The organism is Streptococcus ictaluri 707-05 (assembly GCF_000188015.2).
Lineage (GTDB): Bacteria > Bacillota > Bacilli > Lactobacillales > Streptococcaceae > Streptococcus > Streptococcus ictaluri.
Map to the genome: position 1 here is coordinate 20233 of NZ_AEUX02000005.1, position 12934 is coordinate 33166.

The following is a 12934-nucleotide window of genomic DNA, read 5'->3' on the forward strand; positions in this document are numbered from 1 at the left end:
GGATGATTAGGGATTAGTAGAGGAGATCAATGCTTTATAATCAAATCTCACAAAATAAGCGAAAAACGATTCTTTTATTGATTGTTTTCTTCACTTTATTAGCGCTGATTGGTGCCTCAGCTGGCTATTTACTACTTGAGAGTTATCAGCTAGGAATGGTTATTGCTTTGATTATTGGTGCTATTTATGCCTTCAGTATGATTTTTCAATCCACATCTGTGGTCATGGGGATGAATAATGCTAGGGAAGTTACTGAAGAAGAAGCTCCGGATTTTTATCATATTGTTGAAGATATGGCATTGGTGGCTCAAATTCCTATGCCGCGAGTCTTTATTATTGATGATTCATCCTTAAACGCTTTTGCAACGGGATCAAGTCCACAAAATGCAGCTGTCGCTGCAACTACTGGGATATTACAAGCCATGAACCGTGAGGAACTAGAAGGCGTGATGGGACACGAAGTCAGTCATATCCGCAATTATGACATTCGTATCTCAACCATTGCCGTTGCTTTAGCAAGTGCCATTACCCTTATTTCCAGTATTGGTGGTCGTATGATGTGGTATGGAGGTGGCAACCGAAGACGTAATGATAATCAAAATGACAATGGCCTTGGTGCTATAATGCTCATTTTTTCGCTCTTGTCATTAATTTTAGCTCCCTTAGTGGCTACCCTAGTTCAACTTGCTATTTCAAGGCAAAGAGAGTATCTGGCTGATGCCAGTTCTGTCGAACTGACTAGAAATCCTCAAGGAATGATTAGAGCTCTTGAAAAGTTAGGGCAATCACAGCCCATGCGAAAACCTGTGGATGACGCAAGTGCCGCACTTTACATCAATGAACCGAGAAAGAAAGAAAAAATAAGTTCTCTCTTTAGTACACATCCTGCTATTGAAGATAGAATTGAACGACTTCGACATATGTGAGAGCTTGGGTTTAGCTCAAGTCTCACTTTTTTCTTTCTAAATAATATTCAGAAAATATTAGATAAAGCAAAAGTGATAAGACTACAAGAAATAATATTGTAAAAGCTATTAACTTCGCAATTGTTACCAATTTGTCATAAATGCAAGGGCAAAAAATTGGTATAATAGTGAGAATAAATTAGATTTTTATTAGGAGAGGCGTTATGTTACTCGTTTCAGAGATACGAAAAAGACCAGATGGTATTCACTTCGATCAGAAGTGTGAGATTAAAGAAAAGCTACTTGAACGTGATCCAAACATTCTCGATATTGATAAGGTGATGGTTACAGGGAAGGTTCAATATGATAATGGTTTGATTTTATTAGATTATCAGTTAAGCTATGAGCTGACGCTTCCTTCCAGTCGATCAATGATTCCAGTGACCTTATCTGAGAATCAAATGGATCAAGAACTCTTTATTCAGGAAGAAGATATTAGAGGCCGAGAAGATTTAATCGAAGATCAACTAGTCTTGGTTTTAGAAGACAATCAAATTGATCTTGAGGAAAGTATTGTGGATAATATTCTATTAGCGATTCCATTGCAAGTATTGACAGATGAGGAAAAAGTGTCTCAAGACCTTCCAACAGGTCAGAATTGGACGGTTTTAACAGAAGAACAATACCAAGCGCTTCAAGCAGAAAAAGAGAAAGAAAATAATCCTTTTTCAAGCTTACAAGGCCTGTTTGATGAATAAAACAGAAAATTAAAGATATCTGTAATTTTTATTTGAAAAAATATTGATTCTTTGATATACTTTGTACAGAACAAGGTTGCTGATTAACAAGGTTTACCAGTTAATAAAGGGCCATTTGAGTTCAGTACTCAAAAATGAAAAATTTTAGATAAAAAGTCCTGCCGAGGAGAGATTTAGGTAGAGCTGTAAAAGGTAAAGGTTGATTTAAATGACAAAGAAAATTTTAATTATCGAAGATGAAAAAAATCTAGCAAGGTTTGTTTCCCTTGAACTTCAACATGAAGGGTATGAAGTTACAGTGGAAGTAAATGGACGTGAGGGTCTTGAAACTGCTTTAGAAAAAGATTTCGACTTGATTCTTCTTGACTTGATGCTTCCTGAAATGGATGGTTTTGAGGTGACTCGTCGCTTACAAACTGAAAAAACCACTTATATCATGATGATGACTGCGCGTGATTCTATCATGGATGTGGTAGCAGGCTTGGATCGTGGTGCTGATGATTATATCGTCAAACCATTTGCGATTGAAGAATTATTAGCACGTATCCGTGCAATCTTCCGCCGTCAAGATATCGAAACTGAGAAGAAAGCACCAACCCAAGGTGTTTATCGTGATCTTGTTCTTAATCCACAAAACCGTTCTGTTAACCGTGGTGACGATGAAATCACTTTAACAAAACGTGAATACGACTTGCTTAATATTTTGATGACAAATATGAATCGTGTTATGACACGTGAAGAGTTATTGTCAAATGTTTGGAAATATGATGAAGCGGTTGAAACAAACGTTGTTGACGTTTATATCCGTTACTTGCGTGGGAAAATCGATATTCCAGGCAAAGAATCTTATATTCAAACAGTTCGTGGAATGGGATATGTTATTCGTGAGAAATAATTAAGTGGCAAATCAGATGGAGAAAAAGTATAAAAAATCCTTACCGAAGCGGTTATCAAATATCTTTTTCGTTCTGTTTTTCTGTATTTTCTCTGCATTTACACTGATTGCTTATAGCTCAACCAACTACTTCTTGCTGAAAGAAGAAAAGCAATCGGTTTTTCAGGCTGTTAATATTGTTAGAGTTCGTCTTTCTGAGGTGGACTCTAATTTTACATTAGAGAACCTGGCAGAAGTTCTATATAAGAATGACAAAACGCATTTAAGGATTGATGATACCACTGGTAGTCGTGTTATTCGAAGCGAAAGAGATATTACAAACTCTCTTGTGGCCAATCAGGATATCTATGTCTATGATTTGAATAAAAAAATGATTTTCACCACGGATGACGAAGAATCTTCTCCAGGGTTAAAAGGTCCAATTGGTCGTGTCTATAACGATCATATTGAAGATCAATACCGTGGTTTTTCGATGACGCAAAAGGTTTATTCCAATAAAACTGGTGAACTGGTTGGATATGTACAGGTCTTTCATGACTTGGGCACTTATTATGTCATTCGTGCCAGACTACTCTTTTGGTTATTGGTGGTTGAACTATTTGGAACGAGTCTAGCTTACTTTATTATTTTGGTAGCTACTCGACAGTTCTTGAAACCATTGAAAAATCTTAATGATGTCATGCGAAATATTTCGAAGAATCCTAACAACCTCAATTTGCGCTCAGATATTTCATCGGGTGATGAAATTGAGGAATTATCGGTTATTTTCGATAAGATGCTAGACAAAATTGAAACCCATACCAAATTACAATCTCGCTTTATTAGCGATGTCAGTCATGAGCTACGGACTCCTGTGGCGGTAATCAAGGGGCATATCGGACTCTTGCAACGTTGGGGTAAAGATGATAGCGAAATTCTAGAAGAGAGTCTTAATGCTGCTGCTCATGAGGCTGATAGGATGACTATCATGATTAATGACATGTTAGATATGATAAGGGTTCAAGGTTCTTTTGAAGGTCACCAACATGATACTACTGTTTTGGAAACATCTGTGGAAACGGTTATCAGTAACTTTAAGGTCTTAAGGGAAGATTTCGAGTTTACTTGGGAGTCAGACCAGCCTAAAACCTTGGTACGTATTTATAAAAATCATTTTGAGCAAGCCTTGATGATTCTTATTGACAATGCTGTTAAATATTCGAGACGTGAGAAAAAAATCAGCATTCATATAGCAGTCAACGATGCTAATGAAGCTGTGGTAAGGGTAAGAGATAGAGGTGAAGGGATTTCTGATGAAGATATCAAACACATCTTTGAACGCTTTTATCGCTCTGATAAATCTCGTAATCGGACTAGTACCCAAGCTGGCTTAGGAATTGGGCTCTCTATTTTGAAACAAATTGTGGATGGCTACCAGCTTCATATGGAGGTAGAAAGTGAGATCAATCAAGGGTCTGTCTTTATTTTACATATTCCATTGGTAGAAAATTAGAGATGGGAGCTGCAATTTAAGATTTGCTATAATTAAAATGAGAGCTTAAAGGCTCTCTTTTTTTAGTTCTTTTTTCCTTGTGATAGACTTGTTTTAAAACACTGTTTAAAACAAAAAAATTAAAAATAAGCGCAAAAAATGATTTACAAATTAAAAATAAATTATATAATTAAAAACAATTAAGTTCTTAATACAATTATAGAATGAGGAAATCAAAAATGAAAAAACTATTTAGTCCCCTTGTAAAATCCTTAGCTTTAGTTTCAGCTGTGGGTGGATTTGTTGTTGTTTCTAACCAAATGGCATCAGCCAGTGAAAAATACGATCTTTACTGGACATACTCAAATCCAGTCGAAGAATATGTGGATTATGAGAAGAAAGTCTCTCACGATGCGATTGAATGGACTGTTACTTTCAACAAATATCATCGTGCTTGGGTTAATCCAACCTATACGGTTTTCTTACCAAGTGAGGTTAAGGATCCAACAGATATTACCATCACAAGAGAAAATGCCCATAGAAAAATTGTAGATACTAAGAAAGTTAGTCATACCAAATGGTCAACTCATTTCACCTCAAATCGTTGGCAGTTTGAAAAAGAATGGGATAAATACCCTGGCTATACAGCATATAGTCCAGCATTAGGACACTTTACGGATTTAAAAAATGAAGGTAAATTCGATGCTGTTTTGATTGAAGGAGATGGTGGTGACTTTACCCAGTATAATGATAAATTGGTTTGGAAATTCAAAACAGAGTTAAAAGATCAATTTAAAGGTCAAGGAGATAAAACAGCCTTTTTAGCTGGTATTCGTCAACACGTTAGATGGGGAGACAAGTCTCATCCAAACTTCAGAGGTGAATTTGGCGAAGATTAAGAAAAGCAATATTACTTATAGTCAAAAGAACTTTTTTGACTTGTAAGCGAGTTAGAAATGTAAGACATTAAGTGACACGTTGAGATTACTATTTGCCATGAGACGTAGAGGTAGTAGATGCTTTTGTATTCCTTATAATTATGGTAAAATAGATTATTAGATTAATTTGATAGAATTGGGGTGTTTGCGTGCGTTGTCCGAAATGTAACTATAATAAATCAAGTGTTGTTGACAGTAGACAAGCCGAGGATGGCAACACCATACGTCGCCGCAGAGAATGTGAGCAATGTCATTCGCGTTTTACAACTTTTGAGCGAGTAGAAGAACTTCCCTTATTGGTGGTCAAAAAAGATGGTACCAGGGAACAATTTTCGCGAGATAAAATCCTAAATGGTGTGGTGCAAAGTGCTCAAAAACGCCCTGTTTCTAGTACAGATATTGAAAACCTTATTTCACGAATTGAGCAAAAAGTCCGTACAGCTTATGAAAATGAAGTTTCAAGTACTATCATTGGAAATTTAGTGATGGATGAATTGGCTGAGTTAGATGAAATCACCTATGTTCGCTTCGCTAGTGTCTATAAAAGTTTTAAAGATGTTGATGAGATTGAAGAGCTTTTACAACAAATCACTAGTCGTGTTCGCGGTAAAAAGAAGAGTAGAGTAACAGATGAAACCCATTGATTCTTTTTCTTACGTTAAGCATAATAAAGTTTCTAAGGATTCTAGCAGTCTAATCCAATTGTATTTTCCAATCATCGGAAGTGATGCGGTAGCTCTTTATCATTATTTTTTGCATTTCTTTGATGATGGCAAAAGCCAATACAAATTCAGTGATGTCCTAAACCATTTACAGTTTGGGATGAAGCGCTTGGGAGATGCCTTGGTCATGTTGACAGCCATGGATTTGCTTGTTTTGTATCAACTGCCAGATTCCTATCTTATTAAGCTGAACCAACCCTTAAGTCATGAGGCTTTTTTTAATCATCCCCTTTATTGTCGCCTTTTGGAACAAAAAATTGGAGAGCTTGCCCTTTCAGACTTAAAAATGCAAATTCCTAGACAAGCTCGTGATATTTCAAAAAAATTCTCGGATGTCTTTGGTACAGAAGAGACAGTTTCACATAACTTGACTAGTGGAAAGAATCGCTTTGATATCGATAGTTTCCAAAACTTAATGTTACGTGATGGTTTGCAATTTGATGATGAGTCAAAAGATGTGATTCGCTTGTATAGTATCTCAGAAAAATACCAAATGACTTGGTTTGATACCTACCAATTAGCTAAGGAAACAGCTGTGAATGGCAGTATTCGTCCAGAACGTATGGTTATTCAGAAGAAACAAGCGAAAAGGTCTCTCAATCAGACTGATTTTTCTAAAGCAGAAGAAATTATTCTTAGAGAGGCCAAGCAAGACAAGTCTTTAGCTTTTTTGGAAAAAATCAAGAAAGCAAGAAGAGCGGCAGTAACAAAGGATGAACGGCAATTATTGATTACTTTAGCAGAGATGAATTTCTTGGATGAAGTGATTAATGTGATGGTTTTGTATACCTTTAATAAAACGAAATCAGCCAATCTGCAAAAAAATTACCTTATGAAGATTGCCAATGATTTTTCTTATCAACAAGTCACAAAAGCTGAGGATGCGATTTTAAAAATGCGTGCCTTCACGGAATCAAAAGAGAAGTCAAAAAAGGTTTCCAAATCAACTACTAGTAATGTTCCCAAGTGGAGTAATCCCGATTATCAAGAAAGCACTAGTCAAGAAGAACAGGCGAAATTAGATCAATTTAAGCAGGCGGCTTTGAAGCGTTTAGAAAAGCTCAAAAAGGACGGTGATTAGATGGAAAAGATTGGAAAGACCATGCAAAAGCTAGACCAGAGGGCGCGTGTGCAAAGTGAGCACTTGATGCAAGCCATTTTATCAGATCCAGAGATTGCCCAATTTATTAGCGAACACAAGCTTGATCAAGAGCAGATAAAATTAAGTCTATCGAAGTTTAATCAATTTTTATTGGAACGTAAAAAGTTTCAAACGAGTGACCAAACATACATTGCTAAAGGGTATCAGCCCATTTTAGTCATGAATGAGGGCTATGCTGACGTCTCTTATTTGGAGACCAAAGAATTAGTGGAAGCCCAAAAGCAAGTAGCTATTTCAGAGCGTATTCGCTTAGTCAATTTGCCCAAATCTTATCGCTCCATTCAACTATCAGATATTGATGTGAACAATACCAGTCGCATGCAAGTTTTCTCGGAAATTCTTGACTTTGTTGAAAATTATCCCCTAAATACTCAAAAAGGCCTGTACTTGTATGGTGATATGGGGATTGGTAAGTCTTATTTTATGGCTGCCATGGCCCATGAGTTGTCAGAGCGAAAAGGGGTGTCGACAACACTCTTACATTTTCCTAGCTTTGCTATTGATGTCAAAAATGCCATTTCGAAAGGTTCTGTTAAAGAAGAAATCGATGCCGTTAAATCCGTGCCAATCTTAATTTTAGATGATATTGGTGCAGAACAAGCCACATCTTGGGTACGAGATGAGGTCTTACAGGTCATCTTACAGTACCGTATGTTAGAAGAGTTGCCTACTTTTTTTACTTCCAATTATAGTTTTTCGGATTTAGAAAAAAAATGGGCTAATATTAAAGGAAATGATGAGACTTGGCAAGCCAAGCGTGTTATGGAACGGGTTCGTTACTTGGCTAATGAGTACCACTTAGAGGGTGCCAATCGTCGTTAACCTTATAGAAAGAATTAACAATAATTGACAAACAGTTATTGAGAGAAGGAGAATCATGGTTTTACCTACAGTTGCCATTGTTGGGCGTCCTAATGTTGGGAAGTCTACATTATTTAACCGAATTGCAGGAGAGCGCATTTCCATAGTTGAGGATGTGGAAGGGGTGACTCGTGACCGTATCTATACTACTGGTGAATGGCTAAATCGAAAGTTTTCATTGATTGATACTGGAGGGATTGATGATGTGGATGCACCATTTATGGAGCAAATCAAGCATCAAGCTCAAATCGCAATGGAAGAAGCAGATGTTATCGTCTTTGTGGTCTCTGGAAAAGAAGGGGTTACAGATGCGGATGAATACGTGTCAAAAATCCTTTATCGCACCAATAAGCCAGTTATTTTAGCTGTCAACAAGGTGGATAATCCCGAAATGCGAAATGACATCTATGACTTTTATTCGCTTGGTTTGGGAGATCCTTACCCAGCTTCATCTGTTCACGGGATTGGAACAGGTGACATTTTAGATACTATTGTCGAAAATCTTCCTGTTGAAGAGGCTGAAGAAAATGATAATATCATTCGTTTTAGTTTAATTGGACGTCCTAATGTTGGTAAATCAAGTTTGATTAATGCTATTTTGGGTGAAGATCGCGTTATTGCTAGTCCAGTTGCTGGAACAACCCGTGATGCCATTGATACCAACTTTACGGATGCTGAAGGCCAAGAATACACCATGATTGATACGGCCGGAATGCGTAAATCTGGTAAAGTCTATGAAAATACTGAGAAGTATTCTGTCATGCGTGCTATGCGTGCCATTGACCGATCAGATGTGGTTTTGATGGTTATTAATGCCGAAGAGGGCATCCGAGAATACGATAAACGTATTGCTGGTTTTGCACATGAAGCCGGAAAAGGGATGATTATTGTCGTTAACAAGTGGGATACTCTTGAAAAAGACAATCATACCGTGGCAAAATGGGAAGCAGATATTCGTGACCAATTCCAATTCTTAGCTTATGCCCCTATTATTTTTGTCTCAGCAGTAACCAAGCAACGTTTGAATAAACTGCCTGAGCTGATTAAACGTATCAGTGATAGCCAAAACAAACGGATTCCATCTGCTGTCTTGAATGACGTCATCATGGATGCTATTGCGATCAATCCAACGCCGACAGATAAAGGAAAACGCCTGAAAATTTTCTATGCCACGCAAGTTTCGGTTAAACCACCAACTTTTGTTGTCTTTGTTAACGAAGAAGAATTGATGCATTTTTCATACCTACGTTTCTTAGAAAATCAAATTCGAGCAGCCTTTACATTTGAAGGAACTCCTATACATTTAATTGCTCGTAAACGAAAATAAAGCGAAAACCACTAGTCTTGTACTAGTGGTTTTTGATATGATAAAGGTGTCTAAGTGAAAAAAACAGCTTGAATAAGGAAGGAAGTCTTATGTCACAAGCTAAAATGACGCGTCTTATCTTTACTACCTATATCTTCTTTTTGATTTGGTGTATTTTATTGAAGTTTAATCTACCTTTTCGTCTCCTGTTTTTTCAGAATTATCGGTATATTAACTGGATTCCTTATGCGGCCCCCCTCACCTTGAATGGTCAAGTAGTTCCTTTGGAAATGCTTTTTAATCTAGTAGTTTTTCTTCCTTTGGGAGCTTATTTAAAGCTGATGAAACCTAACTGGTCTCACCTTAAGATTGTCTGCAGTGGCTTCTTAATTAGTCTTTTGTTTGAGCTTCTGCAATATGTTTTAGCTATTGGGATGACGGACGTCACTGATGTGATTCATAATACTTTAGGTAGCTATTTAGGCATTTGGATTTACCAAGCCTTTGTTTTAGCTTTCAAAAGTAAAGCAGAGCAAGTTCTCAATAGTCTAGGGATCTTACTTGCCATAATTGCTTTCATTGTCTTTATGGTGTTTGGTTTTAATGGCTATTAGTAAACTAAGTTTTGAGATGAAATCCAATCAAAAACAGGATTTTTATCAGTCAACTCACTGGAATTTTGCTATAATAAAAGGATAAGCAAAAAGGTGGGACAGTAAATGGCTAGATTAATTCCAGGACGTGTGCGTAATCAAGGGATTGAACTTTATGAAGAGGGTTTGGTCTCTATTGTCGAAGAGACAGAAGGGCTTCTTAAGGCAGAAGTGGATTCTTATCAAGTTCAATATGGCATAGCAGATGATGATATTAAGTGTCAGTGTGACCTTTTTGAGCGCAAAAATTATTGCCAACATATTGCCGCTTTGGAGTATTACCTAAAAAATAATCAAGAAGGTCAAACAATTTCAAAACAACTGGCAGACCAGACTGAAAACCAGGAAGAAACGAAAAAAATGACCTCTTTTGGAAGTCTGTTTTTAGATAGTCTGAAAATGAATGAAGATGATACGGTTAAATATCGTATCTCGGCTTCAGGAACAAGAAGTCCCTATACTTCGGATTATTGGTGGAGCCTTAAAATTAATCGTTTACCAGATGAACGAACTTATGTCATTAGAGATATCAAAGCTTTTGTAAGTATTATTCGTAAAGAGGGATTTTATCAGATTGGCAAAAACTATTTTGAACCTTTATCGATTTTGCAATTTGATCAAGCTAGCCAGGAGCTGATTTATTTTCTATGGCGTTTGATACCGGATTCTGATAAATCAGAACAAGAACTACTTTTTCCTAATCATGCCAGGCATTTGAGACTACCAAGTGGTTTTTTTGAAGAAGGACTGTATTTACTGTCGGAGCTGTATGACTTTACCTTTGAAGGTGTGTCACAAAGCTATTCTAAAGTATATGTTCGTCCTTTAGATGGTGAATCTGGTCTTTTCACTTTCGATGTGGCTGTTCATCGTAAATCGATTGAATTAACGATCACAGAAAAAAATTGTCAGTACCTTTTTGGGAATCAGTGCCTTTTGTACTTAGATACCTTTTATCAGTTGACCTTGAAGCAACAAAAAATGATTCAAGCCATTCGTAGCCTTCCTATTCAATCTGATTTGGCTAAGCACATTCATTTTGATTTGGATGATCAGGCTAAACTAGCGGCTAATTTACTCGAATTTAAAGAGATTGGCCAAGTGAATGCACCAAAAAGTTTTACCATTCGAGATTTTGAGGTTAGCTTTTATTTTGATATTAATGAGCGTGGCAAACTAAGTTGTCAATTGCTCTTTGACTATGGCAATGTTCAGATTAAGGATAAGCACAGCTTGGATCAACTTCCTTTTGCTAGTCACTATAAAAAAGAAGAGAAAATTTACCGTGCCTTAAAACATTTTGGCTTTGCAGCTCAATTTCTATCACAAAAAGAGTTGGCAAAACCAAACGAACTTTATGACTTCTTTACGCAGACAGTGCCCTATCTGGCGCGTTTAGGAAAGGTTCATTTATCAGATGATGTGGAAGCCTTACGTTTTTCTGAAGCGCCACAAATTCATATTAATAAGCAAGGTGGGCTTTTGGATATTTCTTTTGATTTTTCAAGTGTATTTGAAAATGATATTGATGATGCCTTGGCTGCACTTTTTAATAATAAGCCCTATTTCTTTAGTGAGACAGGAAAACTGGTTGTTTTTGATGAAGATACCCAAAAAGTTAGTCACAGTTTACAAGAATTAAGAGCTAAGCAATTGTCTAACGGCCATATGCAATTGGATGGTATGGCTGCTTTACAGGTTTCGCAATTATTCTCTAGTAACGATTCTGTCCATTTTTCTAAAGAACTGGAAAACTTGATTTATGACTTGCAGCATCCTGAGGCGTTTGCCTTGGGAGAGTTAAGGGTTGAAGCTGAGGTTCGTGATTACCAAATTCAAGGAATCAAATGGATGTCTATGCTTGATCACTATGGCTTTGGTGGCATTTTAGCCGATGACATGGGATTGGGTAAAACACTTCAGACCATTGCTTTTTTGACTTCGCGTCTGACAAAAGATAGTAGGGTGCTGATTCTATCACCATCTAGTCTTATTTATAACTGGCTAGATGAATTTCATAAGTTTACCCCTTCCATAGATGCAGTGGTTTCTTATGGGTTGAAAACAGTGAGAGATCAGTTGATTGCAGAACAACATCAGGTAACTATCACTAGCTATTCTTCTTTTAGACAAGACTTTGATACCTATCAGGCTTTTGACTATGATTATTTGATTTTAGATGAGGCGCAAGTCATCAAAAACGCTCAGACTAAAATTGCTCAAAGTTTACGAGCTTTTAATGTCAAACATTGCTTTGCCTTGTCAGGAACTCCTATTGAAAATAAACTGCTTGAGATTTGGTCTATTTTTCAAATTGTTTTACCTGGTCTTTTGCCTTCCAAAAAAGCCTTTCTTAAAATGGATGCTAAACAGGTTTCTAAATGCATTAAACCTTTTGTTATGCGTCGTAAAAAAGAAGATGTCTTGCCAGAGCTGCCTGACTTGATTGAGATTAACTACCCTAATGAAATGGCAGACAGTCAAAAAGCCATCTATTTAGCGCAACTCCGTCAAATGCAAGACCGTATTTTGAAAGCTAGTGATGCTGAGATTAATCGTCAAAAAATTGAAATATTATCAGGTATCACACGCCTAAGGCAAATTTGCGACACCCCTAGTCTTTTCATGGATTATCAAGGAGATAGTGGGAAGTTAGATAGTCTAAGGACTTTGCTTGTGCAAATTAAGGAAAATGGACATCGTGCTTTAATCTTTTCACAATTTCGAGGTATGCTAGAAATAGCTGGTCAGGAAATGGAAAAGTTGGGACTTACCTCTTACCAGATTACAGGATCTACACCAGCCAATGAACGTCAAGAAATGACACGAGCTTTTAATAATGGATCTAAGGATGCTTTTTTGATTTCCTTAAAAGCTGGTGGTGTCGGTCTGAACTTGACAGGGGCTGATACGGTGGTCTTGATTGATTTGTGGTGGAATCCAGCAGTGGAGATGCAAGCCATTAGTCGCGCTCATCGTTTGGGACAAGAAGAGAACGTCGAGGTCTATCGTCTGATTACTAGAGGCACCATTGAAGAAAAAATACTAGAATTACAAGAAAGTAAGCGTAATTTAGTGACAACAGTTCTAGATGGTAATGAAAATCGTGCTAGTATGTCTATTGAAGAAATTAAAGAAATTCTTGGTTTGAATTCTTAAAAAAGTCAGTATTCCTAATGGAAACTGGCTTTTCTTATAGGAATACTTTGAAAAAAGCTGGTCTTTAGTTTATAATAGTGAGAGCTATAGGAAGGAAGGGGATA

11 protein-coding genes are annotated in these 12934 nt (G+C 36.9%); all 11 read left to right on the forward strand.

Annotated features, from left to right (window positions below):
- Positions 1–29: 29 nt before the first annotated feature.
- The 11 genes from htpX (at position 30) to STRIC_RS03360 (ending at position 12830) form a co-directional block, all read left to right on the forward strand.
- Positions 30–926: a zinc metalloprotease HtpX gene (gene htpX / locus STRIC_RS03310; protein WP_008088487.1), complete on the forward strand. Its 897-nt coding sequence runs from the start codon at positions 30–32 to the stop codon at positions 924–926.
- Positions 927–1129: 203 nt separating this feature from the next.
- Positions 1130–1663 carry a YceD family protein gene (locus STRIC_RS03315; protein ID WP_008088637.1) on the forward strand — a complete coding sequence of 178 codons (534 nt, stop codon included), beginning with the start codon at positions 1130–1132 and terminating at the stop codon, positions 1661–1663.
- A 208-nt stretch (positions 1664–1871) separates the two neighbouring features.
- Positions 1872–2558, forward strand: a complete 687-nt coding sequence (gene covR, locus STRIC_RS03320; RefSeq protein WP_008088134.1) for a two-component system response regulator CovR/CsrR — start codon at positions 1872–1874, stop codon at positions 2556–2558.
- A gap of 16 nt (positions 2559–2574) precedes the next feature.
- Positions 2575–4050, forward strand: coding sequence for a HAMP domain-containing sensor histidine kinase (locus tag STRIC_RS03325; RefSeq protein WP_008088313.1), 1476 nt, complete (start codon positions 2575–2577; stop codon positions 4048–4050).
- 218 nt (positions 4051–4268) lie between these two features.
- Positions 4269–4928, forward strand: coding sequence for a hypothetical protein (locus tag STRIC_RS03330; protein ID WP_008088503.1), 660 nt, complete (start codon positions 4269–4271; stop codon positions 4926–4928).
- Between the two features lie 188 nt (positions 4929–5116).
- A complete protein-coding gene (nrdR, locus tag STRIC_RS03335; RefSeq protein WP_008088068.1) occupies positions 5117–5611 on the forward strand; it encodes a transcriptional regulator NrdR in 495 nt (164 codons plus the stop codon).
- Positions 5598–6770: a replication initiation and membrane attachment family protein gene (locus tag STRIC_RS03340; RefSeq protein WP_008088142.1), complete on the forward strand. Its 1173-nt coding sequence runs from the start codon at positions 5598–5600 to the stop codon at positions 6768–6770. Before nrdR ends, STRIC_RS03340 begins: the two co-directional genes overlap by 14 nt.
- On the forward strand, positions 6771–7673 hold the full coding sequence (gene dnaI / locus STRIC_RS03345; protein ID WP_008088245.1) for a primosomal protein DnaI: 903 nt from the start codon (positions 6771–6773) through the stop codon (positions 7671–7673).
- A gap of 55 nt (positions 7674–7728) precedes the next feature.
- Positions 7729–9039, forward strand: a complete 1311-nt coding sequence (gene der, locus STRIC_RS03350) for a ribosome biogenesis GTPase Der (RefSeq protein WP_008088296.1) — start codon at positions 7729–7731, stop codon at positions 9037–9039.
- An 89-nt stretch (positions 9040–9128) separates the two neighbouring features.
- Positions 9129–9632 carry a VanZ family protein gene (locus STRIC_RS03355; RefSeq protein ID WP_008088534.1) on the forward strand — a complete coding sequence of 168 codons (504 nt, stop codon included), beginning with the start codon at positions 9129–9131 and terminating at the stop codon, positions 9630–9632.
- 105 nt (positions 9633–9737) lie between these two features.
- Positions 9738–12830 carry a DEAD/DEAH box helicase gene (locus tag STRIC_RS03360; RefSeq protein ID WP_008088458.1) on the forward strand — a complete coding sequence of 1031 codons (3093 nt, stop codon included), beginning with the start codon at positions 9738–9740 and terminating at the stop codon, positions 12828–12830.
- The last annotated feature ends 104 nt before the right edge of the window (positions 12831–12934 follow it).

What these genes read in the sequence shown, in the direction of transcription:
- htpX (WP_008088487.1), top strand. Translation starts at nt 30, where the DNA reads ATGCTTTATAATCAAATCTCACAAAATAAGCGAAAAACGATTCTTTTA.
- STRIC_RS03315 (WP_008088637.1), top strand. Translation starts at nt 1,130, where the DNA reads ATGTTACTCGTTTCAGAGATACGAAAAAGACCAGATGGTATTCACTTC.
- covR (WP_008088134.1), top strand. Translation starts at nt 1,872, where the DNA reads ATGACAAAGAAAATTTTAATTATCGAAGATGAAAAAAATCTAGCAAGG.
- STRIC_RS03325 (WP_008088313.1), top strand. Translation starts at nt 2,575, where the DNA reads ATGGAGAAAAAGTATAAAAAATCCTTACCGAAGCGGTTATCAAATATC.
- STRIC_RS03330 (WP_008088503.1), top strand. Translation starts at nt 4,269, where the DNA reads ATGAAAAAACTATTTAGTCCCCTTGTAAAATCCTTAGCTTTAGTTTCA.
- STRIC_RS03340 (WP_008088142.1), top strand. Translation starts at nt 5,598, where the DNA reads ATGAAACCCATTGATTCTTTTTCTTACGTTAAGCATAATAAAGTTTCT.
- dnaI (WP_008088245.1), top strand. Translation starts at nt 6,771, where the DNA reads ATGGAAAAGATTGGAAAGACCATGCAAAAGCTAGACCAGAGGGCGCGT.
- der (WP_008088296.1), top strand. Translation starts at nt 7,729, where the DNA reads ATGGTTTTACCTACAGTTGCCATTGTTGGGCGTCCTAATGTTGGGAAG.
- STRIC_RS03355 (WP_008088534.1), top strand. Translation starts at nt 9,129, where the DNA reads ATGTCACAAGCTAAAATGACGCGTCTTATCTTTACTACCTATATCTTC.
- STRIC_RS03360 (WP_008088458.1), top strand. Translation starts at nt 9,738, where the DNA reads ATGGCTAGATTAATTCCAGGACGTGTGCGTAATCAAGGGATTGAACTT.